The organism is Kineococcus mangrovi (genome assembly GCF_041320705.1).
GTDB lineage: Bacteria > Actinomycetota > Actinomycetes > Actinomycetales > Kineococcaceae > Kineococcus > Kineococcus mangrovi.
Genome location: NZ_JBGGTQ010000003.1, coordinates 300,334 through 326,873 on the forward strand (window position 1 = coordinate 300,334; position 26,540 = coordinate 326,873).

Consider the following 26,540-nt stretch of genomic DNA (forward strand, 5'->3'; position numbering starts at 1 on the left):
GAAGGAGACGGCGCCTCGGCGCCACCCCGCGATGACCACCACCGACCAGAACCCCGCCACGACCGACCGCGCCGGGTCCGGCGACCTGGACCTGAACCCGGACCTGGACCTGGACCGCGCCCGCCGCCTCGTCGCCGAACTGCACGACGACGGGGTGCAGCTGTGGGTCGAGGACGGCGGCCTGAGGTTCCGCGCTCCCGCCGGGGTCCTCACCGACGACCGGCGCGCCGTGGTGCGCGCCCAGCGCGAGGCGGTCCTGGCCGTCCTGGCGGCCCCCGACGACGTCGAGATCACCCCGGCACCCGAGCACCGCCTGCGCCCCTTCGGTCTCACCGAGATGCAGTCGGCCTACCTGCTCGGCCGCGGCGACGCCTACGAGTTCGGCGGCACGGCCTGCCACGCCTACGCCGAGATCGAGGTCGACGACCTCGACCCCGACGCCCTGAGCGCCGCCTGGCACCGGCTGCTGGAACGCCACGACGCGTTGCGCACCGTCGTCTCGCCGGACGGCTACCAGCAGACCGTCCCGCTGCGGGCGGCACTGGCCGGGACCGACCTGCCCGTCGTCGCCGTGCAGGACCTGCGCGGCCGGGACGAGGCGAGCGTGCGGGCGGAGCTCGCCCGGACCCGCGCCGAGCTCGACCACCGGGTGGCCGCCACCGACCGCTGGCCGCTGGTGGTCCTGCGCGTCACGCGCACCGACCGCACCGCGGTGCTGCACCTGTCGGTGGACCTGCTCGTGGCCGACCAGGACAGCGTGCGGATCCTGCTCGGCGAGCTGCGCACCCTGCACGACGACCCGGCAGCCGAGCTCCCGGTGCTGCAGGTCGGGTTCCGCGACCTCGTGCTGGCCGGTCAGCGGGCCACGACCACGGCCCGGTACCGCGCCGACCGCGAGCACTGGCTCGCCCGCCTCGACGACCTGCCGGCCGCCCCGGAACTCCCGCTGGCCGCCCGCGGCGCACGCGGAAGAGGCCCGGTGCGGTTCTCGCGGTACGCCGGCCGGCTCGACCCGCAGCAGTGGCGGCGGTTCGGCGACCGGGCGGCCGCCGCGGGCATCACCCCCACGGCGGCGGTGATGGCCGCCTTCGCCGAGGTCGTCGGCCGGTTCAGCCGCACCCGCCGGTTCACCCTGGACGTGCCGGTCAGCCGGCGGCCGACCGGCCACCCGCAGGCGGCCGCCGTCGTCGGCGAGTTCACCGACGTCGACCTGCTCGCCGTGGACCTCGGCGAAGAGCTGCCCTTCGCCGACCGCTCCCGCCGGCTGGCCGGGCAGCTCCTCGACGACCTCGCCCACGCCGCCTTCGGGGGCACCGAGGTGCTCGCCGAACTGGCCCGCCGGCGCGGTCAGGGCGCTGCCCTGATGCCGGTCGTGTTCACCAGCGCCCTGGCCGGTCCCAGCACCGGGGCGGGCTGGGGTCGCGAGACGTGCTCGATCACCCAGACCCCGCAGGTCTGGCTCGACTGCCAGGTGCGGCCCGACGTGACGGCGGACGGGGACGGGGTGCTCCTCGCCTTCGACGTCCGCGACGGCGTGCTGGCCGAGGGGGTCGCGGCCGCCGCGCACGAGAGCTTCCTGGAACTCCTGCACGCCCTGGCCGCCGACGGGGAGGAGGCCGCCGCCCGGTGGTCCGAGCCCGCCGAGGTCCCGCTGCCGCGGGCGCAGGCCGCCGTGCGCGCGGCCGTCAACGCCACCGGTGAACCTCCTGCCGACCGCGGTCTGCTGCACGAGGACGTCGTCCGGCAGGCGCTGGCCGACCCGGGCGCCCCCGCCCTGGCCGGGGGCGGGGCGATGACCCGCGGAGAACTCCTCGCCCGGTCCGCACGCCTCGTGCAGGTGCTGCAGCAGAACGGGGTCGAACGTGGTGACCGGGTCGCCGTCGTCATGGACAAGGGCCCCGAGCAGGTGGTCGCGGTCCTGGCGACGTCGCTGGCGGGCGCGGTGTACCTGCCGGTGGACACCAACCAGCCGCAGGCCCGGCGCGAGGCCGTGCTCACCGACGCCCGGGTCGCGCTGGTCCTCACCCAGCCGTGGCTGGACCCGGCCGGCGGGCGGCCCCACCTCGCCGTGGACCTGACCACGCCCGCGCCGGACCTGCCGCAGCGGTTGCCGGACACCGGCGACGTGGCCCCCGAGCAGGCCGCGTACGTCATCTACACGTCAGGTTCCACGGGCACCCCGAAGGGGGTCGTCGTCTCGCACGCGGCCGCGACGGCCACCCTCAGCGACGTCGTCCAGCGGTTCGGCGTCGGTGCCGGCGACCGCGTCCTGGGGCTGGCCCAGCTCGGTTTCGACCTGTCCGTCTTCGACGTGTTCGGGGTCCTCGGCACCGGCGGGGTCCTCGTGCTGCCCGAGGCCGCCCGCCGCGGCGACCCCTCGCACTGGGCCGACCTCGTCGCCGAGCACCGCGTCACGCTGTGGAACTCCGTCCCGGCGCAGCTGCAGATGCTGCACGACTACCTCGGGGGGTCGGAACACGGGACGGGTCCCGACGAGGACCTCGCCTCGTTGCGGGTCGCCCTGCTGTCCGGGGACTGGCTGCCCGTCGGGCTGCCGGACGCCGTGCGGCGGCGGGTCCCGGGACTGCGGGTCGTCAGCCTCGGCGGGGCGACCGAGGCCGCCATCTGGTCGATCGTGCACGAGGTGGGCGCCGTCGACCCCACCTGGTCGAGCATCCCCTACGGCACGCCGCTGACCGGGCAGCGCTGGCACGTCCTGGACGAGGGGTTCCGGCCACGGCCCGACCTGGTCCCCGGCGAGCTGTTCATCGCCGGGGCGGGCCTGGCCAGCGGTTACCTCGGCGACCCCGAGCGCACCACGGCCCGGTTCGTCCACCACCCGCGCACCGGGGAACGCCTCTACCGGACCGGTGACCTGGGCCGGTACCTGCCCGACGGGACCCTGGAGTTCCTCGGCCGCGAGGACACCCAGGTGAAGGTCCGCGGTCACCGCATCGAACTCGCCGAGGTCGAGACCGCCGTGCAGAGCCACCCGGGCGTCGCGGCGGCCGCCGTCCTGGCCGTCGGCGACCCGCGCGGTGCGCGCCGCCTCGTCGGTTTCGCCGAACCCGCCCGCCGTGCCGGGGCGGACGCCGTGCAGCGCCGCGTCAGCGACGAAGCCGTGGCGGCGGCCGGGGCGGCCGCCGCCGACCTGACCCGCGACGTCGACGGGGCAGCGCTCACCGAGTTCCTCACCGCCCTGGACGACCTCGCGCTGGACGCGGCGCGCACCGCCCTGGCCGAGGTCCCCGCCGACGAGGTCGACCCCCGGCACCACCGGCTGGTCGGGCGCTGGCGGCGGGCGCTGGACCAGCACCCGGCACGACCGGCACCCGGCGCGGACGTGCTCGACGCGCTGGAGCGCCGGGTCGGCTGGAGCACCGACCTCGTCGAGTACGTGCGCACCTGCGTCCAGCGGCTGCCCGAGCTCCTGCGCGGCACCCTCGACGCCCGCTCTCTCCTGTTCCCGGGGGCGCAGACCGACGTCGCCGGTTCGGCCTACCGGGACAACCTCGCCGTGCGCCACCTCAACGCGGCCACGGCGGCCGCCGTCCGCCGGATCGCGCGGGCCCGGTCGGAGGCCGGGGAGGACCCGCTGCGGGTCCTGGAGATCGGCGGCGGCACCGGCGGCACGACGTCCGCCCTCGTCCCGGCCCTGGCCGACCTCGGCGTCGACTACTTGTTCACCGACGTCTCGCCGTTCTTCGTCGGTGAGGCGCGCGAGCAGTTCGCCGACTTCGACTTCCTGCGGTACGCGACCTACGACCTCGACGTCGACCCGGCGGCCCAGGGCGTCGCCGCGCACTCCGTCGACGTCGTCGTGGCCGCCAACGTCCTGCACGACGCGGCCGACGTCGCCCTGGCGCTGCAGCGGGTCCGGCAGGTCCTGGCCCCCGGTGGGTGGCTGGTCCTGCTGGAGACGACGCGGGACCTGCAGCCTGCGCTGCTGGTCTCGATGGAGTTCGTCGAGGGGCTGACGCAGGCCCACGACGACCTGCGGGCCGCCGAGGACCAGACGTTCGTCACCCTCGAGCAGTGGCGCGCCCTGCTCGCCGCCGAGGGGGCCGCCGAGCACCTCGTGCTGCCCCGGGCCGGTGAACCCCTCGACGCCGTCGGCCAGCACCTGCTGCTCGCGCAGTTCGGCCTGGACCGCGAACCGGTCAGCACCGGCTCGCTGGCCCGGCACACCGCCCAGCAGCTGCCGGACCACATGGTGCCCACGGCCTGGCACCTGCTGGACGCCCTGCCCCACACCGCCAACGGCAAGGTCGACCGGAGCGCCCTGGCCGGGCTGCTGCTCCCGGACCCCGCGTCGTCCGGTGCGACCTCCGGTGCGGCGGCGGGGACGTCCGCTCCGCCGGCCGACGACCTCGAACGCGACCTCGCCCGGTTGTGGGCGGACCTGCTGGAACAGGGCGGGGTCGGTCGCGACGACGACTTCTTCGCCCTCGGCGGGGACTCCCTGCTCGTGGCACGCATGGTCGGGCAGCTGCGCGACCGGGTCGGTGCCCACGTCCCCGGCGTCGCCGACCTGGAGTGGGAGGTGGTGCTGCGGCACATGCTGCGCACCCCGACGGTCGCCGGGCTCGCGGAGTACCTGCGGTCCACGGTCGAGGACGCCGGCACCTCGCCGGAGGGTCCCGCGTCCCCGTACGTGGTGCTGCACGGTGCCGGCACGGACCCGGTGACGGCGCTCGTGCACGCCGGCACGGGAACCCTCACGCCGTACCGCGCCCTCATGACCGAGGTCCGCCGCCGCAGCGGCGGGGGCTCGTCGCTGGTGGGGCTGGAACTGCCCGACGTGGCGGAGTTCCTGTCCGCCGACCCGGCGCGGATCATCACCGACTGGGCCGAGGGGTACGCCCGGTCGCTGCTGGACAGCGGTGCCCGGCGGTTCCACGTCGTGGGCTACTGCCTCGGCGGGCTCATCGCCACCGAGGTCGCCCGCTCGCTCACCGACGCGGGCGCCCAGGTCGAGTCCCTCACCGCGATCAGCACCCACCGGCCCCCGTTCCGCCTGGACGACGAACTCATCTCCGAGTACGCGTTCGCCGTCATGATGGGCATCGACCCCACCGAGGTGGGTTTCCCCGCCGACGAGGACCGGGTGTCGGCCGCCTCCGACGCCGTCCTGGCCGCGACCCCGGGGCTGCTCGGGGACGGGGCCGTGGCCGCTCTGGAGGGGGAGTTCGCCGACGTCGCGGAGAGCTTCCGCGCGCTGGGCGCCGTGCCCCGCGCCGAGCGCATCGCCCGGTACTGCGCGGCCGTCCCGGCGTCCGGGGGCAGCTACACGCCCGAACAGCTGGAGTCGATGTTCGCGGTGTTCCGGCAGAGCGTCTTCGCGATCTCGCGGTACGAACCCGAACCGTACGCGGGCGACATCACGTTCCTGCGGCACTCCGGGTCCTACCCCTTCCCGGGCAACAAGGAGAGCGTCACCGACTACTGGGAACGGCTCACCCTGGGCACGCTCGACGTCGTCGACGTCCCCGGCGACCACTTCAGCCTGCTGAGCGTGCCCTACGCCCCCGGCATCGCGCGGATGCTCGACGGGCTGACCGCGGGGGACCTGCTGCGGTGAGCGGGCCCGTGGACACCACCGGAGCCCGGAACGGCCCGCAGGTCGACCCGCAGGTCGACCCGCAGATCGACCCGCAGATCGACGTGGCGGTGCTGGGGGCGACCGGCGCGGTCGGCCGGGCCGCCGTGGAGGCGTTGCGCGGCAGCGGGTTGCACCTGCGGCTCGGAGCCCGCACCGTCCCACCCCTGCAGCAGCTGGCCGCGGCGGTCCCCGGCGCGCACGCGCAGGTGACCGACGTCGACGACCCGGCCTCGCTGACGCGGTTCTGCGAGGGGGCGCGGGTGGTCCTGACCTGCGCCGGGCCCTCGTACCGCATCGGCGCGGCCGTCGCCGTGGCCGCCGCGGCGGCCGGCGCCGACAGCGTCGACGTCACCGGTGACGACCCCGTCGTCGACGAGCTGCGCCGGCGCGGCCTGCCCGGGCCGGGGCGGACCGCCGTCGTGGCCGCCGGGCTGCTGCCCGGGCTCGGGGCGCTGCTGCCGCTCCTGGCCACCGACGGTCTGACCCGGGTCCACCGCGTCGGGGGGACCTCCGGCGGCCTGGAGCGGGCCACCCCCGCCGCCGCGGCCGACGTCGTCCTGTCGATCGACGTGCGCGACGGGTCCGGCGCGGCCCTGGGGGAACCGCTGGCCGCCGTGCGCGGGGGAGTGCGCAGGGCCCGGGTGCTGCGGGCGGCCACCGGCGTGCGGTCGCCGTTCCACCCCCGGCCCGTCGCGGTCCACCCGTTCCTCACCACCGAGGTCGAACGGCTCGCCCGCTCCCTGGGGGCCGAGGACGCGGACTGGAGGATCGTCTACCCCGGACCCCGGGTGCACGGCGTCCTGTCCCAGGCGCGGTTCGCGGGACCGGACGCGCTCGGCGAGCGGTTGCGCGCCGCCGCCGAGGCCGACCTCGCCGGGCGCGAGCCGTACTACCTGCTCGTCGTCGACGTCGAGGGGGAGGTCGAGGGGGAGGTCGAGGGGGAGGTCGAGGGGATCGACGCGGCGGGGGGACCGGTGCGGCGCACCGTCGTCCTGCGGACCCCGGACAGCTACCGGGTGACCGGCACGGTCGGGGCGCTCACCGCGCGCGCCGTCCTGGCCGGCGGTGTCCCGCCGGGCGTGCACCGGGCCTGCGACGTCCTGGACCCCGGGGCGACCCGCGACGCCGTCGTGGCCGCCGTCCCGGGCACCACGATCCGCGTCCTGACCTCCGCCCCCGAACTCTCCGGTGTCGAGGAGGGGGTCCTGTGACCGCGCGGATCGTCGTGTGCGGCAGCGGCTTCGGGTCCTACACCGCGCGCGGGGTGGCGGCTGCCGACGACCTCGAGCTCGTCGCGGTGCTGGGCCGGGGCAGCGCCGCGACGCAGCGCCTGGCCGCCGAGGTGGGGGTCCGTGCGGTCGACCGCGTGGACGACCTCACCGGCCCGGTGGACCTGGCCCACGTCGCCGTGCCCGGCGGGGTCCTCGGCGGGCACGGCACGGAGCTGGCCCGGGAGTTCCTGCGCCGCGGCACCAGCGTCCTGCAGGAGCAGCCCGTCCACCCCGACGAGGTCGCCGAGCTCCTCGCGCTGGCCCGCCGGCACGGCGGCCAGTACCGGGTGTCGACCTTCCACCGGCACACCCGCGCGCTGGACCGGTTCCTGCGGCTGGCCGGCGACCTGGCCACCGCCCACCGGGTCGTCGCCGTCGAGGCGTCCGCGGGCACTCAGCTGCTGCAACCCGTCCTCGACGTGGTCACCCGGGCCGTGGGCCGGACCCGCCCGTGGAGCACGACCGGCGTGCTGGGCGTCGGCGGTTTCCGGCTGCTCACCGCCGACCTCGGCGGGGTCGCCGTCTCGCTGCGCGTCCAGCACCAGCTCGACCCGGCCGACGGGGACAACGGGGCCGCCCCGTGGTTGCGGGCGGCGCTGACCCTCGACGCCGGTGTCCTGGGGCTCTCGGACGTCCACGGACCGGTGACGTGGTCCCCCCGCCTGCACGTGGCCCGCGACGGCGCCGGCCGCCTCGACGTCTCGGCGACGGTGCCCCCCGGCCCGGCCACCGGGGTGCTCGGGCCGGTGGTGGTCCCCTCCTGGGCGGAGGTCTTCGGACGGGACTGGCCGGCGGCCGGGGCCGCCGGTGTCCGGGAGGTCCTGCGGGACGCCGCGGCCGGGCTCGACCCGTTGCGCGCCGGGGCGGGCGACCTCGCCGTGGCCGGCACCTGGCGGGAGACCTCCGTCCTGCTGGGACGCCCGGACCTCGTCCGGGTGAGCACCCCGCCCTCCGTCGACCCCGCACGGCTGGAGGCCCTCGCGTGAACAACCCCTGGGTTCGTCGCTGGACGCGGGAGTCCGGACCGCCCGCGCTGCAACTGGTCTGCTTCGCCCACGCCGGCGGAGGCGCGGGCAGCTTCCGCGGCTGGGCGCCGCTCCTGCCTCCGTCGGTGGAGCTCCTGGCGGTGCAGTACCCCGGCCGGGAGGACCGCAGCGGCGAGGAGTTCGCGCGCACGGTCGAGGATCTGGTGGGCGACGTGACAGCCGCGCTGCTGCCCGTCCTGCGCACCCCGTACGTCGTGTTCGGGCACAGCATGGGCGCCCTGCTGGCCCACGACGTCACGCACGCCCTCGTCGCGGCGGGGGCACCGGTGCCCCACCACCTCGTCGTGTCCGGTCGCCGGCCCCCGCAGGACGACCTCGGCGGCCGGTTGCACCTGGGCGACGACGAGGACCTGGTGGCCGAGGTGGTGCGCCTGGGAGGGACCTCGCCGGAAGTCCTGGCCGACGAGGGCTTCCGCCGTCTGGTCCTGGGGTACGTCCGCGCCGACTACCGCCTCGTCGAGACGTACGTGCCGCGCCGGCGCGTCCCGCTCACCTGCCCGGTGACGGCCTACGTCGGCGACGCCGACCCCGAGGTGACGCCGCAGCAGGCGGCCCGCTGGGCCGACGTCACCGCGGCCGGGTGCGACGTCCGCACGTTCCCCGGCGACCACTTCTACCTCGTGCCGCAGCGCCGGGCGGTGGTCGCGGACCTGCTGCGCCGCACCGCGCCCGACCTGGTCCGGCCGGAGTGGCCGGAAACCCCCTGAACGTCGCAGCAGCTCCCGAGCAGACCCGGAGGTCCCACCTCGTGATCGACTACTACAGCCCCGCCGCCGAGTTCTTCGACCTCGTCGGGCCGAGGCACATGAGCACCAGCGGGCCGGCGGTGCGCGCAGCCCTCGCCGGGCTGGACACCTCCCGCGGTCCCGTCCTGGACGTCGGGGCCGGGACCGGCCTGGTCACCGCGCTGATGGCGGGGTTCCTGCCGGACGCCGAGTTCGTGTGCGCCGAACCCTCCCCGACGATGCGGGCCATCCTCACCAGCCGGGTCGCGACGGACCCGGAACTGCGCCGACGGGTCACGGTCGTCCCGGAGTCGGCCCAGGAGCTCGCGGCCGGGCAGGCGCTGCCCACCGCCCTGTCGGCCGCCGTCGTGTTCGGCGTGGCCGGGCACCTCACGCAGGACGAACGCCGGCAGTTGTGGAAGAGGCTCGCTGAGGCGCTGCCGTCGGGGGCCCCGATCGTCGTGGAACTCATGGGGGTGGACCGGCCGCGGTCCATCCCACCGGTGCGGATGGTGCGCGAGCTCGTGGGCGCTCAGACCTACGAGTGGTGGATGAGCGGAGAACCCTCCGGCCCCCGGACGATCCACTGGTCCACGCGGTGGAAGGTCTTCCGTGACGGCGACCTCGTCCGCGAGGTCGAGGACTCCTACGAGTGGGAGACCTTCGGCGTGGCCGACCTCGTCGCCGAGTCCGGGCTGCAGCACCGGCCGCTGGCCGTCTCGGGACGCGGTGCGACCCCCGAGATCGGCGTCCTGCTCGCCCCCTGACCACCTCAGACCTGGAGGCCACCGTGTCCACCACCGAAACCCCCGCGCACCCCCTCGAGGCGTCCGGTGCGTTCCCCGCAGCCCGGCGTTGTCCGTTCGCCCCGCCGCCGGAGTACGCGCGGTGGCGCGCGGAACCCCGGCTGCCGCAGGTCGTGCTGCCCAGCGGGAAGCGGGCCTGGGTCATCACCCGGTACGCCGACGCCCGGGCCGTGCTGGCCGACCCGCGGATCTCCTCCGACGCGCGGAACCCCGGGTTCCCGGGGCTGGGCGCGGGGGAGCAGGCCGTCGCGGCCGAACTGCGGCCGTTCATCCGGATGGACCCCCCGGAGCACACCGACGTCCGGCGGATGCTGCTCGGCGAGTTCACCGTCCGGCGCAGCGAGGCCCGCGAACCCGGGATCCGTGCCGTCGTCGACGAGGAACTGCGCCGGTTCAGCACCGGACCGCGACCGGCCGACCTGGTGGACGGGTTCGCCGCGCCGGTCGCCACCCGGCTCATCCTGCGGTTGCTCGGCGTCCCCGGCGACGACACCGCGTTCTTCCGCGGGGTCACCGCGGTGTCCGGCGGCCGGAACTCCAGCGCCGAGGAGGTCGGTGCGGCGCTGCGGGAGATGTTCGGCCTGCTCGACGCCCTCGTGGAGCGCAGGACCGCCGACCCCGGTGACGACCTCATCAGTCGCCTGGTCACCGGGCCGTTCGCCCGCGGTGAGATCAGCCGGCCGTCGCTGCTCAGCCAGATCGGCATCACCCTCAACGCCGGTCACGAGACGACCCGCAACATGATCGCGCTGTCGGTCCTCACCCTGCTGGAGCACCCCGACCAGCTCGCCCTGCTGCGCGCCGAACCCGAGCGGTGGCCGGACGCCGTCGAGGAACTCCTGCGCCACCTGTCCGTGGCCGACACCGTCCCCCTGCGGGTCGCCACCGCCGACCTGGAGGTGGGTGGGCGGACCGTCCGCGCCGGTGACGGGGTCGTCGTCCCGCTGGCCGCGGCGAACCACGACCCGGCCTCCTTCGACCGCGACGACGTGACGGCCGGGCAGTTCGACCTGCGCCGCAGCCCGAACCGGCACCTCGCCTTCGGGTTCGGGCCGCACCAGTGCCTGGGGCAGCACCTGGCCCGGGTGGAACTGCGGACCGCGCTGCGCCGGCTCGTCGAGGAACTGCCGGACCTGCGGCTGGCGCGGCCCGCGGCGGACCTGCCGCTGGCGTTGAACTCCTCCATCTTCGGCGTCGACGAGCTCCCGGTGACCTGGTGAGCGCCCCCCTCGCCGCCGACCGCTCGGTGTGCACGGGTGCGGGGCAGTGCGTCCGTGCCGCCGCCGACGTCTTCGACCAGGGGGACGACGGGCTCGTCGTCGTCCGTCGCCAGCCCGCGCCGGCCGAGCACCTCGACGTCCTGGCGGCCGTCGACGCCTGCCCGTCCCGAGCCCTGAGCTGGTCGGCGTGAGCGGCGCGGGGGCCGGTGCGGGAGTCGTGGTGGTGACGGGGGCCGCCGGGGGGATCGGTTCGGCCGTCGTGGCCGAGTTCACGGGGACCGGGTCCAGCGTCCTGGCCGTCGACCGGGACGCCGACGGCCTGGCGCGCCTGCCGGCGGAGGTGACGCCCCTGGCGCTCGACCTGACCGGAGCGGTTGCGGCGCAGCAGGTCGCGGACGTGGCGGGGGAACTGGGCGGGGTGGACGCCCTCGTCCACTGCGCCGGTGTCCTGCGCCCGGCGCCGGTGGCCGAGGCCACCGACGCCGACTGGGACGCCACGTTCGCCGTGAACACGACGGCGCTGTTCCGGTTGTGCCGGGCGATCGTCCCGGCGATGGCCGCCCGCGGCCACGGGTCGGTGGTGGCCGTGGCCTCCGACGCCGCCCGGACCGCCCGGCAGGGGATGGCCGCCTACTGCGCGTCGAAGGCCGCGGTCGTGGCCCTCGTGCGCAGCCTCGGCCTCGAGGTCGCCGCCTCGGGGGTCCGGTGCAACACCGTCAGCCCGGGCGCCACCGACACCGCGATGCAGCGCTCGCTGCCGGGCGGGGGTGACCCGGCCGTCCTGGACCGGGTGGTGACGGGTGACCCCGGGCGGTTCCGCTCGGGGATCCCGCTGGGCCGCCGGGCGGACCCGCGCGACGTCGCCGCCGTCGTCGCGTTCCTGGTCTCGGGCCGGGCGCGGCACGTCACGCTGCAGGACGTCGTCGTCGACGGAGGAGCTGGTCTCGGTGCGTGAACCCCGCACACCCCCGCCGCGGACGGTGACCTTCGCCGGTCCGCGGGCCCGGTGGTCGGTCACCGCGACCCCCGTCGACCCCGGCGCGCCTGCCCGCGTCCAGGCCGGTGCCGCGCGGAACGCGCTGCGGGACGGGGACCGGACGGTCCTGGCCGGGTTGTTGCCGTTCGACGTCGACGTGGCCGGGACGTTCCTCACCGGGCACCGCGAACGGGTTCCCGAACCCCGCGCCGACCTCCCCGCCGGCCGGCTCGTCGAGGACCCCGGCGCGCGGGATCGGTACACCTCCGCCGTCGCGGACGTCCTGCGCCGCATCGACTCCGGTGAGGTCGACAAGGTCGTGCTGAGCCGGTCGGTGCGGTTCGAGACCACGACCCCCGTCGATCCGCAGGCGTTGCTGGACCGCCTCGCCGCGGTGAACCCCGCGGCCCAGGGCTTCTGCGCCGACCTGCCCGTGGGGACCCTGGTGGGGGCCAGCCCGGAACTGCTGTGCCGTCGTTCGGGTCGGGAGGTGCTCTCGCACCCGCTCGCCGGGTCGGTCCCCCGGCAGGCCGACCCGGTGCTCGACGAGGAGGCCGGGGCCCGGCTGGCGGTCTCGGCCAAGGACCTGCGCGAGCACGCCGTCGTCGTGGCCGACATCGTCGAACGGCTCGGGCCGCTGGCCGTGGTCGCGCCCGTCGGACCGCCGCGGCTGGTGCGCACACCGGCGATGTGGCACCTGGGCACCGAGGTCCGCGCCCACCTGCGGGACGAGGCGACCGACAGCCTGGACCTCGCCCTCGCGCTGCACCCCACCCCGGCGGTGTGCGGGACCCCGCGTCGCGCCGCGGCGGAGGTCATCCGCCGGCTGGAGGAGGGTGAGCGCGGCGGGTACGCGGGCGCGGTGGGTTTCCAGGACCGCGCCGGCGACGGGGCCTGGTGGGTCGCCATCCGGTGCGCCCTGGTCGACGGGAGGACCGTCCGGGCCCACGCCGGTGGTGGGATCGTCGCCGGTTCCGATCCTGCGGCGGAGCACGCGGAGACCACGGCGAAGCTGCGGACCGTCCTGGCCGCCCTCGCGCGCGAACGGACCACGGAGGTGCTCGCGTGAGCGGACTGCCCCGGGTCGCGCAGTACCCGCTGCCCACGATCGAGGACCTCCCCGCCCCCCGGGTGCCGTGGCGGGTGGACGCCGAACGGGCCGTGCTGCTGGTCCACGACCTGCAGGAGCACTTCCTGCGTCCCTTCGACCGGGTCGGGACCCCCTGCGCGCCCATGCTGCGGGCCGTCGCGGACCTCGTGGCGGCGGCCCGCTCCCGGGAGGTCCCCGTCGTCTACTCCGCGCAGCCGGCCGTGCAGAGCGCCACCGACCGCGCGCTGCTGCAGGACTTCTGGGGCCCCGGCCTCGGGGCGGCCCCGGCGGCCGCGGCCCGGATCGTGGACGAGGTGGCCCCCGCCGCGGGTGACGTCGTCCTCACCAAGCACCGGTACAGCGCCCTGGTCCGCACCGAGCTGCTGGACCTCGTGCGGGCCGCGGGACGGGACCAGCTCGTCGTCACCGGCGTCTACACCTCGATCGGCTGCTGGGCCACGGCGCTGCACGCGTTCATGGAGGACGTGCAGCCGTTCGTCGTCGCCGACGCCACGGCCGACTTCGACGCCGCCGACCACGTCGCCGCCCTCGACCACGTCGCCCGGCGCTGCGGCCGGGTGGTGACGGCGGGGGACGTGCTGGCGGCGTTCGCCGCGGGGGGCCGTGGCCGGGCCGCCCGGGCCGGCGGGGAGGAGCGGTGACCAGCACCTACGGTCCAGCGACCCCGTTCGTCCACCTCTTCCTGCGCGCGGCGTGGCAGCGCACCGGACCCGGGCTGGTGCAGGTGCTGGCGGACTCGCCCCCGGGACGCGTCCTGGACCTGGGCAGCGGGACGGGCGCCGCCCTGCCGTGGATCGCGGCCGCCGCTCCCGGCCGGGACCTTCTCGCGGTCGAACCGGAAGAGGGGCTACGGGCCGTGCTCCTGGCCCTCGTCGCCGGCGACGACGGGCTGCGGCCCCGGGTCACGGTCCTGGACGGGACCTTCCCGCGAGACCCGCTGCCGACCGACCTGGCCGCGGTCGTCGTCGGCAACGCCCTCGGGCACTTCGACCCCGCCCAGCGCGATGAGTTCTGGCGCCAGTGCGCGCAGGTGCTGCCCGCCGGTGGCCGAGTCCTGGTCGACGTCGCAGCCCACGAGGACCCGTCCCCCTCGCCCGAAGCGCCCGGTGCGGTGCCGGTGCAGGTCGGGCGACGGCGCTACGAGGCGTGGGCGACGTGCGACGTCACGGGCCTGCAGACGGTCCGCTGGCGGATGAGGTACCAGGTCCTGGAGCCGACCACCGGAGCCGACGGCGGGGACCGGGTGATCGAGGAGCGGGTCGCGTCCTACGACTGGTGGGTCGTCGGTCCCCGGCGGGTGCGGACGGAGGCCGCCGCGCACGGTCTCGTCCCGGCCGCGCCGGCGGCGCCGGAGGGCTGCCTGCTGCTGGAGAAGGGCCGGCGGGCCCGGCGGTGAGCGGCGCGCCCGGGGTGGCGGGTCCGGGAGAGGCCGGGGAGAGGTCCGGCTGGTGGGTGGACCTGGCCCAACGCTTCGACGACCTGCAGCCGTCCTCCGGGCCCGAGCCCTCGTACTGCGTCCCTCGCGTGCAGGAGGCCCTGGACCGGGCCCGCCGACGGGCCGTCGGCCCACCCCGGCGCAGGGGTGGGTCCTCACGCGCGGGCTCAGGCGGTCCGGACGGCGCGGAACACCACGTCCTCGACGTGGTGGGAGCTGACCGCTCCGGCAGGTCGCGGGCGGGTCTCGTGCACCTCCACGCGCCACCGCCCGGACGCCGCCGCGGCCGCGGCGATCTCGTCGATCCCCACGTACGCCTGCGCGTCCCACAGGACCGTCCGCTCGGCGGGGTCGACCGGTTCGCCGGCCCGGTGCGGTGCGTGCCCGACGACGAGCAGGGTCCCCCCGACGGCGACCGCGTCGAGCAGGTTCCGCAGTGCACGCTGCTCCGGCGTCCGGAGGAACGAGCCGTACTGCAGGCTCACCAGGTCGTACGTCCGACCGTCGTAGCCGGCCGCGTCGTCGGCGTCGCGGTGCAGCGTCTCCACGCGGGTCCCGCGGCGGGCGGCCTCGTCCCGGAGGCGGGCCAGGGCCCGGTCGGAGACGTCGGAGGCGGTGACCTCCCAGCCGTTCTCGCTGAGCCACAACGCGTCCGCGCCCTCGCCGGCGCCGACGTCCAGCGCCCGGCCGGGGGCCGTCCCGGTGACCTCGGCGACCAGCGTGCCGTTGGGGTTGGCGCTCCAGACGCGGTCGGCGTCGCCGTACCGCTCGTCCCACTCGACCTGCGCGGCCGAGGGGCGGACGCCGGCGGCGACGTCCTCGCCCGCCAGGTCGAACGCGATCTGCGCGCCCACCCAGCTCCCGTTCGCCGCCGCCGGCAGGACCTGCAGGCCGGGGTCGGTGACGTTGCCGGCGGCGAAGACGCCGGCCACGCCGGTGCGGCCCGTCGGGTCGGCGACGAGCACGTCGCCCAGACCGCTGGGGTGCGGGGCGGTGTCCACCCCGAGACCGTCGAGCACCGCCGTGCGGGGGGAGAAGCGGGTCCCGACCAGCACGGCGTCGGCCGGCAACGACGTCCCGACGGCCAGCTCCACGACGAGGGCGCCGTCCGGGCCGTCGCCGACACGGGTCACGGCGGACTCGAGCACCGGGACCCCCGAGGCGGCCACCGCACCGACCGCGGCGCGGTCCAGACCCGCACCGTCGTGCAGGACGACGGTGAGGCGGTCGGTCAGGTGCCGCACCAGGGACGTGGGGTGCAACCCCACCGGTGAGGTGACGACCTGGACGACGCGTCGGTCCCGGACCTCGTAGCCGTGGCAGAAGGGGCAGTGGACGACCTGCCGGCCCCAGCGCTGCGCCAGGCCGGGGATGTCGGGCAGTTCGTCGACGATGCCGGTGGCGACCAGGACCCGGCGGGCGCGCAGCCCGCTCCCGCCCGTCAGGTCCAGGTGGAACCTGCCGTCGGCCTCCGCGCGGACCCCCAGCACGCGCCCGGTGAGGATCTCCCCGCCGTAGCTGCGCACCTCCTCCCGGCCCTTCGCCAGCAGTTCTCCCGGCGGCACGCCCTCGTGGCCGAGGAAACCGTGCACGTGCGTGGCCGGGGCGTTCCGGGGGGTGCCGTCGTCCACGACGAGGACCGATCGGCGCTGGCGGACCAGTTGCAGCGCAGCGGCCAGGCCCGCGGCCGAACCGCCGATGACGGCGACGTCGCACGCGCGGGTGAAGGCCGGGGGCGTGGTGGTCCCGCGTTCTGCGGGGTCGTTCGAGGTCATGACCGGAACGCTAGGCGGGTTCTGCGCACGACGGGTCCGGCGTTGCCGGTCCGGCAACGCCGGACCGGTGGTCGGGCCGTGCCGCCGGCGTTTCCCCGAGCGGGCACCGGTCGCACCGCCCGGTCAGCGACACCACCACCTGCGACACCGCGAACCCGTGCTCGGCCGCCACGTCGTGCGCCCACCGCTGGACCTCCGGCGCAGCCACCTCCACGGCCCGCCCGCACGCATCGCACCGGACGTGGTGGTGCCGGGAACTGCTGCAGGGCAGGTAGACCGCCTCGCGCCCAGGGGCGCGGACGACGTCCAGCAGCCCGTCCCGGGCCAGGGCCTGGACGACCCGGTACACCGTCGACTGCCCGATGCCCGACCCCTGCGCCCGCAACCTGCGGTGCACCGCGCGCGCGGACAGGAACGTGGTCGACCCCCGCAGCAGCTCGAGCACCTCGGTCCGCTGCGGGGACCCGTCCGCGGGAGCGCTCAGCACGGTGCGAACCGTCCCTCGTGCACGCGCAGCACCCGGTCGGCGCTGCGCCTCGCGACCTCGAGGTCGTGGGTGACGAGCACGACGGCCAGGCCGAGGTCGGCGCGCAGACCGGCCAGCAGGTCCAGGACGGCGCTCGCCGTCCGCTCGTCCAGCGCCGACGTCACCTCGTCGCACAGCAGGACCCGGGGGCCGGCGGCCAGGGCCCGGGCCAGGTTCACGCGCTGGCGCTGGCCACCGGACAACTGCGGGGACCGGCGGTCCAGGACGTCCGGCGACAACCGCACCCGCTCCAGCAGCCGGGCGACCTCCTGCTCGACGGCTCGCGGGTCCAGGCCCCGCAGCGGCCGCGACAGCGAGGTGCGCACGCTCTCGCGGGGGTTCAGCGCCGAGGCGGAGTCCTGGGCGACGAGGGCGACGGCCCGCCGGTCCGGCCCCCGCCGGCCGGCCGGCCAGGGGAGGGGGCGGCCGGCGAGGTGCAGGGTGCCGCGCGCGTCGGGGTGCAGCCCGGCCAGGGCGCGCAGGAAGGTGCTCTTGCCCGACCCCGAGGGCCCGGTGACCGCCACGCACTCCCCGGCCGCCACCGACAGCTCCGCTCCGTCCAGGACCGGCCCACGCCCGTGCCCCGCCGTCACGACCACCCTCAGGACCTGTTCGGACGACGCCGAGACCCGTTCTGCAGCGACGGGTCGAGGAACCGCCGGCGCGGGGACGACCCGGCCGCGCTCGAGGTGCACCACCCGGTCGGCGGTGCTCGCCAGGAACCGCGCGTCGTGGCTCACGACCAGCGCCGCGCGCCCGTCGCCACCGCGCACCCGGCCGGCGACGAGCCGCCCGACCCGGTCGACCAGCACGGGGTCCAGCCCGCTCGTGGGTTCGTCGAGCACCAGCAGGTCCGGGTCCCCCGCGAGGGCCGAGGCCAGCGCCACCCGTTGGGCCTGCCCGCCGGAGACCTCGTGCGGCCGGCGGCGCAGGAAACCCCGGTCGGTCGGCAGGCCCACGAGGTCGAACAGGGCGTGCACCCGGGTGTGCACCTCCCCGCGGGCCGCACCGGTGCGCAGGCGGACGAGTTCGCCCACCAGGTCACCGACCCGGCGCGCGGGGTTGAGCCCGGCGGCGGGGTCCTGCCCCAGGTACGTCACCCGCCGTCCGCGCAGGGCGTCCCGTCCGCGGGGACGGAACGGGTCGTGCCCGGCGACCACCACCGACCCCCCGGTGCGCTCCAGCCCCGGGCGCACATCGCCCAGCAGGGCCCTGGCCAGCGTCGTCTTGCCGGAACCGGACGTCCCCGCCAACCCCACGACCTCCCCGGGCGCCACCGCGAGGTCGACCGCGTCCAGGAGGTGGGCGCCCGCCGCGGAACGGATCGACAGGGAGCGCACCTGGACCACGTGGTCGCTCACCCCCGACCCACCCGGTCCGCGACGGTGTCGGCCAGGGTCCCCACCAGCAGCGACGACGCGACGAGCAGCGCCGCGGGGACCAGGACCGCGAACGGGTTCAGCTCGATGCCCGGGAGGTCGTCGGACACCATCCGCCCCCAGTTCGGTGCCGGCGCCCCGCGCCCCAGCCCGAGGAACCCCGCGGTCGCGCTCAGGTGCAGCGCGGCGACGAAGCGGATCGCGGTGTCGGTCAGCAGCGGACGGGCCACCGACGGCAGGAGGTCGTACCGGAACACCGCCCGGGCCGAGTCGCCGCGGGCCCGTGCCACCTCGACGAACCCCGTGCGCAGCACCGAGGTCACGGCGGCCCGGACGATGCGGGTCGAGTAGGGCACGCTCACTACCGCGATCCCCACCACCAGGGCCCACGGGCTGCCCGGCCACCCCGTGGCCAGGACGAGCAGCACCAGCAGCGCCGGGACGACCGTCACGACGTCCAGCACCCGGACGAGCAGTTCGCCGGACCGTCGGCCCGCCATCGCCGCCGCGGTCCCCAGCACCGGGGCCAGCAGCCCCGACACCGCCGTCGCCCCGAGGGCCACCAGGACGACGTCGCGCCCCCCGTGCAGCACCCGGGCCCAGACGTCGCGGCCGATGCCGTCGGTGCCCAGCGCCAACCCCTCCCCGGAGGTGTCGCCGGGGGGCAGGTACGGCAGGCCCCGAGGCGCAGTCGGCGACCCCGGGGACCACCACGGCCCGGTCAGCGCCCCGGCGACCAGGACGACGGTGCCCACGACGAGCAGGGCCGTCGCCGTGCGCCTCGCCCGGCTCACCGGGACGACCCCGCGCGCGGGTCCAGCACCCTGGCTACGACGTCTCCCACCAGGAGCACGACCAGACCGGCCGCGCTCAACGCCAGCACCGTCCCCTGGACCAGCGGCACGTCCCGGTTGAGCACGGCCTGCTGCAGTTCCCGCCCGATGCCGGGGTAGTCGAAGAGGGTCTCCACGACGACGGCCCCACCCAGGGACCCCACCGCGGTCACCGCGACCACCTGCACCAGCGGAGCGACGGCGCCCGGCAGGACGTGCCGGAGCCCCAGCCGCCACCCGCGCACACCGGCCAGCCGCGCGGCGTCCACGTACGGGGTCGTGACGACGTCCACGACGCTCGCCCGCACCATCCGCACACCGACCGCCGCCGCCGTCAGGGACAGGCTCAGCACCGGCAGCACCAGGACCCGCGGGTCCGCGACCGGCGAACTGCCCAGCGGTACCAGCGAAACCCGCGGGAACCACCCCGCCCACGTGGCCAGCACCAGCAGCAGGACGGTCGCGGCGAGGAACTCCGGAACCCCCACCACCACCCGGGCGACCGTCGAGACCAGCCGGTCGGTCGCGCTGCCCGGGCGCATCCCCGCGGACAGCCCCGCCGCCACGGCGACGGCCGTGGCCAGGACCAGGGACAGCGCGGCCAGCAGGGCGCTCGCGGGCAGGCGCGCCGCGAGGACCTCGGCGACGGGCCGACCTCCGACGAACGACGTCCCCAGGTCCCCCCGCAGGGTGTCCGTGGCCCAGTCCCGGTACCGGACCGCCACCGGGCGGTCCAGGCCGAGCTCGGTCCGGATCCCCGCGCGCTCGCCGGCCGTGGCCGTCGGGCCGGCCAGCCGGGCGACGACGTCACCCGGCAGCACGTCGGTGGCGGCGAACACGAGCACCGAGAGGGCGAGGAGGACGCCCGCCGCGCCGAGCACCCGGCCCAGGAGGAGGCGGACCCAGCTCACCGCACCGTGGCCGAGGAGAAGTCGGTGAAGTTCGCCACGCCGATGCCGGTGACCGAACTGCTCTGCGCGCTGACGGTCCGGGTGAACACCGGGATCACGGTGTTCCCGTTCTCCCACCGCAGCCGCTGGGCCTGTTCGAGCAGCGACGCGCGTTCCGCGGCGTCGGCCGTCGAACGGGCCTGCGCGAACAGGGCGTCGGCCTGCGGGTCGGCGTACCCGAACGCCGCGGGAGAACCGGCCGACCCCGACGCCGAGGCCAGGAACAGCGGCTGGGGCGGGGAGTAGCTCGTCGTCATCGGCAGCGTGAAGTAGTTCGGGTCGCTGAACAACTGCCCGGGGGCGCGCTCGTCGAGGGTGACGTCGACACCGATCCCGCGCAGGTTCTCGGCGTACAGCGTCGCGGTCTCCAGCATCCCGCTGATCTCCGGTCCGGTCGTGAACGTGACGGACATCCCGTCCGCGCCGGCCTGCGCGAGCAGTTCTCGGGCCTGCTCGGGGTCGTGCTCACGCTGCTCGAGGTCCCCGGCGTACCCCGGGAAACCGATGGCGGGCAGGTCGTTGCCGACGACACCGGCGCCGTAGAGGACGCTGTCGACCATCGCCTGGCGGTCGGCGGCGAGCTTGAACGCCCGGCGCACGCGGACGTCGCCGAACTCCGGGACGGTGGCGGCGTTCAGGGCGAACACGATCGGCGTCACGTACGGGACCTCCGACGTCGTCGTCGTGATGCCGTCCTGGTTCGACAGGGTGCGCGCCGACACGGGGGACAACCCGTCGGCGTACTCGACCTGTCCGCCGGTGAGGGCGTTCGAGCGTGCCGCGGAGTCGGCGATCGTGAGGATCTCCAGGCCGTCGAGCTTCGCGCCGCCGTCGACCGTCCACCCGTCGTGGCGTTCGTAGGCCGCGCCCTGCCCGGCCTCGAAGGAGGTGAGCCGGAAGGGGCCGCAGGTGGGGGTGTCCACGGTGAAGTCGGTCGTGCCGTCCTTGATGACCAACGTGCTCTGGCACAGCACTTCCCGGCCGTCGGCGATGGGGGCGGCGGTCGGCAGGACGAGGGTGTTCTCGTCGGTCACCTGCGCGGCGTCGAGGGTGAACAACCGGGTGGGGGGCAGCAGGAACGGCAGTGCGCCGAGGGTGGTCGCGGCCTGCAGGGAGTACAGGACGTCGGTGGCGGTGACCGGGCTGCCGTCGGTGAACGTCAGGCCGGGGCGGACCCGCAGGGTGTAGCTGGACAGGTCGGGGGCGGCGTCGATCCCCTCCAGCAGCAGGTAGCGCACCCCGTCCTCGGCCTCGGGGTCGAGGACCCCCAGAGCGCCGTGGGCGGCCCGGGCCCGGACGTAGTCGACGGAGGTCGGGCCCTTGAAGTAGTTCAGGGTCTCCGCGGCGCCGCCGCCGACGAACGCGGCCCGCAGCGTCCCGCCGGTGGTGGGGGAGGACGCGTCCGAGCCCGACGGGGAGTTCGCCGGTCCGGTCTCGCCGGAGCACCCCGTGAGCAGCGTCGTTCCGGTCAGGGCCGTGAGGCCGCCGCCGAGGAGCAGGTGCCGGCGGGTGGGGGACGTGCGCACGAGGGGAACCTCCAAGAGGATTGGCGGGGTCGGCCGGACCGTAGCAGACTGATAATCAGTATCATCAAGTGCCATGACGGCAACCACGGTGCAGACCGGACCACCGCCACCGACCCCCGGGCTGGCCGCCCACCTGCGTGCGGAACGACCGCGACTGGCGGGAGCCGTTGTCGCGCAGGCGGTCGGATCGGTCCTCGGGGTCGTGCCCTTCGTCGCCCTCGCCGACGTCGCCCGCACCGCCCTGGCGGCCGGCACCCCGGCCGAGCTCGGCACCGACCGACTGTGGGGGGCTCTGCTCGTGGCGGCGGGAGGAGCGCTGGGCGCCCTGCTGCTCGCCGAGCTGGCGACCGTCCTGACGCACCTGGCCGACAACGACCACCAGTTGCGCGTGCGCCGCGACCTGGCCCGCCACGTGGGCCGCCTGCCGCTGGGGTGGACCACCAGCCGCGGCGCCGGTGCGGTCGAGCGGGCGCTGCACGGCGACGTCGCCGCCGTCCACGTGCTCATCGCCCACACGCTGCTCGACGTCGTGAACCTCGCCGTGACCACCGTGGTCGCCGTCGTCCTGCTCGCCGTCGTCGACTGGCGCCTGGCGGTGCTGACGGTGGCTCTGCTGGTGCTGGGCAGCTGGTTGTTCGCCCGTGCGATGTCCGGCGGCCGGGCCCGGATGGCCGAGTTCGGAACGGCGGCGGCGGCCACGGGGTCGGCCGTCGCGGAGTTCGTGCAGGGCATCCGGACGGTCAAGTCGTTCGGACGGGGTCGTGCCGCGCACGCCGCCTACACCGCCGCTGCCGACGACTTCGCCACCTTCTTCTCCGGCTGGGTGCGCGCCACCACCGCCGTGACCGCGGCCTCGCAGATCGTCCTGTCACCGGTCGTCGTGCTGGCCGCGGTCGCCACCGCGGGGACGGTGCTGGTGAGCACCGGGTACGCCGACCCCCTCGACCTGGTGCTGCCGCTCCTGCTGGCCCCGGCCGTCACCGCCCCCGTGGCCGCCGTCGGGGGGCGGGTCCAGCAGATCACCGCCGCGCGCGATGCCGCCGTCCGCATCGACGAGCTGTTCGCCCAGGAGCCGCTGGCCGAACCCCCCGGCCCGGCCACCTCGCCGCGCGGGTCCGCCGTCCGCTTCGAGCAGGTCCGCTTCACCCACCCCGGGGCCGACCGGCCCGCCCTCGACGGCGTCGACCTCGACCTGGCCCCCGGCACCCTCACCGCGCTGGTCGGCGCCTCCGGCGCGGGCAAGTCGACCCTGGTCTCCCTGCTGGCCCGCTTCCACGACGTCGACGCCGGCGCGATCCGCGTCGGGGGCGTCGACGTGCGGGACACGACCTCGCGCGACCTGCTGCGCCGCGTCGGGCTCGTCCTGCAGGACGTCCAGCTCCTGCGGGCGAGCCTCGCCGACAACATCCGTCTCGGCCGCCCCGAGGCCACCCTGGACGAGGTCAGGGCCGCCGCCCGGGTGGCGCAGATCGACGAGCGCATCTCGCGCCTGCCCCAGGGCTACGACGCGGTCGTGGGTCAGGACGTCGTCCTGTCCGGGGGGGAGGCCCAGCGCGTCTCGATCGCCCGCGCCCTGCTGGGGGACAACGACCTCGTCGTCCTCGACGAGGCGACGTCCGCGGCCGACCCCGAGGCGGAGGCCGCGGTGCAGGACGCGCTGTCCGCGCTCGTCGGCGAGCGGATGGACGGGGGCGGCAGCGTGCTCGTGGTCGCGCACCGGCTGGCCACCACCACCGGCGCCGACCAGATCGTGGTCCTGGACGCCGGTCGCGTCGTCGAGCGCGGCCGCCACGAGGACCTGCTGGCCGCCGACGGCGCCTACGCGCGGTTGTGGCGCAGCCAGCAGGGACCGACCACCGGGGGGACGCCGTGATCACCCGACTCCTCGCCGTCCTGCCCCCGCAGCACCGACGGGACCTGCGGCGCGTCATCACCGGGTTCGCCGTCGCCGCGTTCGCCCAGGGACTGGCCGCCCTGGCCCTCCTGCCCCTGCTGCAGGCCCTGGTCGAGGGGGACACCGGTGCCGCGTGGTGGTGGCTCGCGGCCCTGCTGCTGGCGTCCGCCGTCTTCGCCGCCGTCCGGGCCCGCACCCAGGCCGCGGCCTTCTCCGTCGGTGCCCGGCTGTCGGCCGGCGTGCACCACGAGCTCGCCGACGCGTTGCTGCGGCTGCCGCTGGCCTTCTTCACCCCGGCGCGCACCGGTGCGCTCAGCCAGGTGGCGGGACGCAACGTCCCGGCCCTCATGAGCGTGCCCGCGCACCTCGTGCGCCCGCTCGTCGACGCCGTCGTGGTGCCCGCCACCGTCGTGCTGGGCCTGCTGGTCGTGCAGTGGCGGCTGGGCCTGGTCGCCCTGGCGTGCGGGCTGCTCGTCGTCCCCGTCCTGCGCTGGAGCACCCGGGCGGTCGAGCGCTTCGACGCCGCCCGCGACGGCGCCCGCGCCGAGGCGTCCAGCCGGGTCCTGGAGTTCGCCCGGCTGCAACCCGTCCTGCGCAGCACGGGCCGGGACGCCCACGGGCTGGGGCAGCTGGACGCGGCGCTGGTCGCCGAGCACGACGCGGACCGTCGCCTGCTGCTGCGGGGCACCCCCGCGCTGCTGGCCACCGCGGCCGCCGTGCGGACCGCCCTGCTCGTCCTGCTCGCCGTCGTGGTCCTGCTCGCCACGGGGGAGGTGGTGGACGCCGTGCTCGTCCCCGGGCTGCTCGTCCTCGTGGTGCGGGCGCTGGAACCGCTGGGCACCGTCGGTGAGACGGGGGCCTCGCTGCGGCTGGCGTCCAACGCCCTCGCCGGGGTGGAGGAGGTGCTGGCCGAACCCGCCCTCCCGGCGCCGACCGCACCGGCACGACCGTCCGGGCACCGGATCGCCTTCCGGGACGTGTCCGTGCAGGTCGCGGGGAACACCGTGCTGCACGAGGTCTCGGCGACGCTGCCGCACCCCGGGCTCACCGCCGTGGTGGGCCCGTCGGGGGCGGGCAAGTCGACGCTGGTCGGGCTGGTGCAGCGCGCGCTCGACGTCACCGCCGGCGGTGTCAGCATCGGTGACGTCGACGTGCGTCAGATCCCCGACGAGGACCTCGTCGACCTCGTCAGCTACGCCTCCCAGGACGTGCACCTGTTCGCCGGGACCCTGGCCGACAACGTCCGCGTCGGTGCACCGGACGCCGGCACCGCCGACCTGGACCGGGCCGCGGAGCTGACCGGGCTCACCGAACTGGTCGCCGGGCTGCCGCAGGGGTGGGACAGCCCGGTGGGACCGGGCGGTGCCCAGCTCTCCGGCGGGCAGCGCCAACGGGTGGCCCTGGCGCGGACCGTGCTCAAACCGGCCCCCGTCGTCGTGCTCGACGAACCGACCTCGGCGCTGGACGGGATCAGCGCAGCCGTCGTCCGGGCCACGGCCCGGGAACTGGCGCGCGAACGGTCGGTGCTCCTGGTCACCCACCGCGTCGGGCAGGTCGCCGAGGCCGACCACGTCCTCGTGCTGGACGGGGGCCGGCTCGCCGCGGCGGGAGCCCCGGGGGAACTCGCCGGGGTGCCCGGGCCCTACCGCAGGCTGCTGGACGCCGACCGCCGCTCCGGCGGCTGGCGCCTGGGCACCCGGACCAGGAGCGCTGCGCCGTGAGCCGCCCCACCGCGCCCGACCTCGCCGCTCCCCGAACGTCCCCGGAACGTCCCCGGCCGGCGACGAACGCTCGACCCCGCGCTCGCGGGTCGTGTCGTCGGGGTGCGCTGAGCGGCCGGTTCGGCGCGACCGGCACGGCCTCCTCGCGGTCCCGCGACGACCCGGACCTGACCGGGTGCCCGGCGCCCTACGCTCGGGACCGTGCCCCGCAAACCCCGTCCCCGTCGTCGCGTCGGGGTCCTGCCGGGGTTGCTCGTCGCGTTGTCGCCCGTCTCCCAGCTCGGGTTCACCCCGGTGTCGGTGGTGCTGGGGGAGCGGCTCGACCTGAGCGTCGGGCAGGTCGGGCTGACGGTCGGCGTCTACGCCGCGGCCGCCGCCGTCGCGACGGCCGTCCTGGGCCCGGTCGTCGACCTCGTCGCGCCCCGCCGGGTGCTGCCGGTGGCGGTCACCGCCAACGTGCTCCTGTCCGCCGCGCTGCTGCTGGAACCGGGGTACGCCGGGATCCTCCTGGCCCGCGTGCTGTCCGGCGTCGCCAACAGCGCGCTCGTCCTGTGCGCGGCCGTCGTCGTCGCCGACGCCCACCGCGACGACCCCGGCGGGCGGGACCGCGGGTTCTCGGTCCTGCAGACCTTCACGAGCCTGGGCGCCGTCGCCGGTCTCGGCCTCGGCGCCGCCGCCGCCGGGCTGGGCGCGCCCGAGGTGTGGTCGTGGACGGTGGTCGCCTACGGGCTCCTCGTCCTGGCGCTGACCCCCCTCACCGTGCGCCGGATGCCCCCGGTGCGGTCCCACGTCGGGGGTCCCGCGGCCCGGGCCGGGCTGCGGACCGTCGTGCGGGAGGCGTCGGTGGCGCTGCGGGTCCCGCGGACGGCGGCGCTGCTGCTGGCCGCGGCGGGCGTCGGCTGGGCGATCCAGGCCACCCACTACGCCGTGAGCCTGCTCGCCCAGGAGCTCGACCCGCCGCTGGCGCAGCGCGTCGCGCTGTCGGTGATGATCCCGGCCGGGGTGTTCCTGGGGGCGAGCGCGAACCAGGTCGTGCTCGGCCGCCGCAGCGCCGAGGACCTGTTCCGCCGCGCCTACCCCGTCCTGCCGGTCGCCTGCGCGCTGCTGGCCCTCGTCGTCGGGGGCCGCGGGAACGGGGCGGTGGCGCTCCTGCTCGCGCTCCTCGTCGGCCTCGGCACCGTGCTGGGGGTGCTCATGCCGTTGAGCCCGGCCGTCCTCGTCGGCCGGCACCCGGACCTGCGCGGCAGCGTCACGGCCGCCGACTCCGTCGCCAAGGGTCTCGGCTCGACCGTCAGCCCCGTCGTGCTCGGAGCCGTCGCCGCGGCCTCCTCCCTCGGTGGGGGGTTCCTCCTGCTGGCCGGTGTGGTGGCGCTCGCGGCCGTGTGCGCCCGGGCGCAGCGGGCCACCGTCTGACGCGCCGCCGGGAGTTCCCCGCCCCGCGCCGCGCCCGTCGTGGGCGCCGAACAGCTCCTCGTCCGGGCCGGGCCGGGCCGGGCCCCGGGTCCGCTTCCCCGCGGGTCGGGTCGAGGGTCTCGTCGACGGTGGCCTCGGCGGGTCCCGCGTCGAGGCCGGCGGGGAGAACCGCGCGAGGCGGCGTGCGAGCGAGCGCGAACCTGTTCGCGCACAGCGCGTCGCGCGCGTTCCCGTCGGGTGCGGGCGGGTCCGGCGCCGCGGCCCGGGAGGTGAGGTCTGCGGCGGCGGGGAGTGAGACGCAGGTCATGTCGCCTCGGCTTGACGGTGGTCA

General features: G+C 76.5%; 20 protein-coding genes. 14 read left to right on the forward strand and 6 right to left on the reverse strand.

Annotation, left to right across the window (positions count from 1 at the left end; translation table 11 throughout):
• Positions 1–31 precede the first annotated feature (31 nt).
• From AB2L28_RS07415 to AB2L28_RS07465, 11 genes are read left to right on the forward strand one after another with little or no spacing between them, the layout of a single operon-like run.
• Complete coding sequence (locus AB2L28_RS07415) at positions 32–5,581, forward strand: non-ribosomal peptide synthetase (RefSeq protein WP_370718110.1); 5,550 nt, start codon at positions 32–34, stop codon at positions 5,579–5,581.
• Positions 5,582–5,589: 8 nt separating this feature from the next.
• Positions 5,590–6,813, forward strand: a complete 1,224-nt coding sequence (locus AB2L28_RS07420; protein ID WP_370718111.1) for an NAD(P)H-binding protein — start codon at positions 5,590–5,592, stop codon at positions 6,811–6,813.
• Positions 6,810–7,859, forward strand: coding sequence for a Gfo/Idh/MocA family oxidoreductase (locus AB2L28_RS07425; protein ID WP_370718112.1), 1,050 nt, complete (start codon positions 6,810–6,812; stop codon positions 7,857–7,859). Before AB2L28_RS07420 ends, AB2L28_RS07425 begins: the two co-directional genes overlap by 4 nt.
• Positions 7,856–8,626: a thioesterase II family protein gene (locus AB2L28_RS07430; protein ID WP_370718113.1), complete on the forward strand. Its 771-nt coding sequence runs from the start codon at positions 7,856–7,858 to the stop codon at positions 8,624–8,626. Before AB2L28_RS07425 ends, AB2L28_RS07430 begins: the two co-directional genes overlap by 4 nt.
• A 41-nt stretch (positions 8,627–8,667) precedes the next feature.
• Positions 8,668–9,411: a class I SAM-dependent methyltransferase gene (locus AB2L28_RS07435; protein ID WP_370718114.1), complete on the forward strand. Its 744-nt coding sequence runs from the start codon at positions 8,668–8,670 to the stop codon at positions 9,409–9,411.
• Positions 9,412–9,434: 23 nt separating this feature from the next.
• On the forward strand, positions 9,435–10,670 hold the full coding sequence (locus AB2L28_RS07440; RefSeq protein WP_370718115.1) for a cytochrome P450: 1,236 nt from the start codon (positions 9,435–9,437) through the stop codon (positions 10,668–10,670).
• On the forward strand, positions 10,667–10,861 hold the full coding sequence (locus AB2L28_RS07445) for a ferredoxin (RefSeq protein WP_370718116.1): 195 nt from the start codon (positions 10,667–10,669) through the stop codon (positions 10,859–10,861). Before AB2L28_RS07440 ends, AB2L28_RS07445 begins: the two co-directional genes overlap by 4 nt.
• Positions 10,858–11,625, forward strand: a complete 768-nt coding sequence (locus AB2L28_RS07450; protein ID WP_370718117.1) for an SDR family oxidoreductase — start codon at positions 10,858–10,860, stop codon at positions 11,623–11,625. The genes AB2L28_RS07445 and AB2L28_RS07450 overlap by 4 nt, the downstream gene beginning before the upstream one ends.
• Positions 11,618–12,715: an isochorismate synthase gene (locus AB2L28_RS07455; RefSeq protein WP_370718118.1), complete on the forward strand. Its 1,098-nt coding sequence runs from the start codon at positions 11,618–11,620 to the stop codon at positions 12,713–12,715. The genes AB2L28_RS07450 and AB2L28_RS07455 overlap by 8 nt, the downstream gene beginning before the upstream one ends.
• Positions 12,712–13,398: an isochorismatase family protein gene (locus tag AB2L28_RS07460; RefSeq protein WP_370718119.1), complete on the forward strand. Its 687-nt coding sequence runs from the start codon at positions 12,712–12,714 to the stop codon at positions 13,396–13,398. The genes AB2L28_RS07455 and AB2L28_RS07460 overlap by 4 nt, the downstream gene beginning before the upstream one ends.
• A complete protein-coding gene (locus tag AB2L28_RS07465) occupies positions 13,395–14,153 on the forward strand; it encodes a class I SAM-dependent methyltransferase (RefSeq protein WP_370718120.1) in 759 nt (252 codons plus the stop codon). The genes AB2L28_RS07460 and AB2L28_RS07465 overlap by 4 nt, the downstream gene beginning before the upstream one ends.
• Before the next feature lie 206 nt (positions 14,154–14,359).
• Here the strand turns inward: AB2L28_RS07465 and AB2L28_RS07470 are convergent, their stop codons facing one another.
• From AB2L28_RS07470 to AB2L28_RS07495, 6 genes are read right to left on the reverse strand one after another with little or no spacing between them, the layout of a single operon-like run.
• Positions 14,360–15,967 carry an FAD-dependent oxidoreductase gene (locus tag AB2L28_RS07470; RefSeq protein ID WP_370718121.1) on the reverse strand — a complete coding sequence of 536 codons (1,608 nt, stop codon included), beginning with the start codon at positions 15,965–15,967 and terminating at the stop codon, positions 14,360–14,362.
• A 10-nt stretch (positions 15,968–15,977) separates the two neighbouring features.
• Complete coding sequence (locus AB2L28_RS07475) at positions 15,978–16,454, reverse strand: Fur family transcriptional regulator (protein ID WP_370718122.1); 477 nt, start codon at positions 16,452–16,454, stop codon at positions 15,978–15,980.
• Positions 16,448–17,854 carry an ABC transporter ATP-binding protein gene (locus AB2L28_RS07480; protein ID WP_370718123.1) on the reverse strand — a complete coding sequence of 469 codons (1,407 nt, stop codon included), beginning with the start codon at positions 17,852–17,854 and terminating at the stop codon, positions 16,448–16,450. The genes AB2L28_RS07475 and AB2L28_RS07480 overlap by 7 nt, the downstream gene beginning before the upstream one ends.
• The gene (locus AB2L28_RS07485) at positions 17,851–18,666 is read right to left on the reverse strand and encodes an ABC transporter permease (RefSeq protein WP_370718124.1); all 816 of its coding nucleotides are present in this window, start codon (positions 18,664–18,666) and stop codon (positions 17,851–17,853) included. Before AB2L28_RS07485 ends, AB2L28_RS07480 begins: the two co-directional genes overlap by 4 nt.
• Positions 18,663–19,616 (reverse strand): ABC transporter permease, encoded by a 954-nt coding sequence (locus AB2L28_RS07490; protein WP_370718125.1) that lies wholly within the window; start codon positions 19,614–19,616, stop codon positions 18,663–18,665. Before AB2L28_RS07490 ends, AB2L28_RS07485 begins: the two co-directional genes overlap by 4 nt.
• A complete protein-coding gene (locus AB2L28_RS07495) occupies positions 19,613–21,181 on the reverse strand; it encodes an ABC transporter substrate-binding protein (RefSeq protein ID WP_370718126.1) in 1,569 nt (522 codons plus the stop codon). The genes AB2L28_RS07490 and AB2L28_RS07495 overlap by 4 nt, the downstream gene beginning before the upstream one ends.
• Before the next feature lie 73 nt (positions 21,182–21,254).
• On the opposite strand from AB2L28_RS07495, the gene AB2L28_RS07500 reads away from it, so the two are divergent.
• From AB2L28_RS07500 to AB2L28_RS07510, 3 genes are all read left to right on the forward strand, one after another.
• Positions 21,255–23,054, forward strand: coding sequence for an ABC transporter ATP-binding protein (locus tag AB2L28_RS07500; RefSeq protein ID WP_370718127.1), 1,800 nt, complete (start codon positions 21,255–21,257; stop codon positions 23,052–23,054).
• Positions 23,051–24,796: an ABC transporter ATP-binding protein gene (locus tag AB2L28_RS07505; protein WP_370718128.1), complete on the forward strand. Its 1,746-nt coding sequence runs from the start codon at positions 23,051–23,053 to the stop codon at positions 24,794–24,796. Before AB2L28_RS07500 ends, AB2L28_RS07505 begins: the two co-directional genes overlap by 4 nt.
• Before the next feature lie 201 nt (positions 24,797–24,997).
• Positions 24,998–26,209, forward strand: coding sequence for an MFS transporter (locus tag AB2L28_RS07510; RefSeq protein ID WP_370718129.1), 1,212 nt, complete (start codon positions 24,998–25,000; stop codon positions 26,207–26,209).
• The last annotated feature ends 331 nt before the right edge of the window (positions 26,210–26,540 follow it).

Bases quoted from the DNA above. Each gene is read 5' to 3' on its own strand.
- AB2L28_RS07415 (WP_370718110.1), top strand. From the start codon at position 32: ATGACCACCACCGACCAGAACCCCGCCACGACCGACCGCGCCGGGTCC.
- AB2L28_RS07470 (WP_370718121.1), bottom strand. From the start codon at position 15,967: ATGACCTCGAACGACCCCGCAGAACGCGGGACCACCACGCCCCCGGCC.
- AB2L28_RS07500 (WP_370718127.1), top strand. From the start codon at position 21,255: ATGACGGCAACCACGGTGCAGACCGGACCACCGCCACCGACCCCCGGG.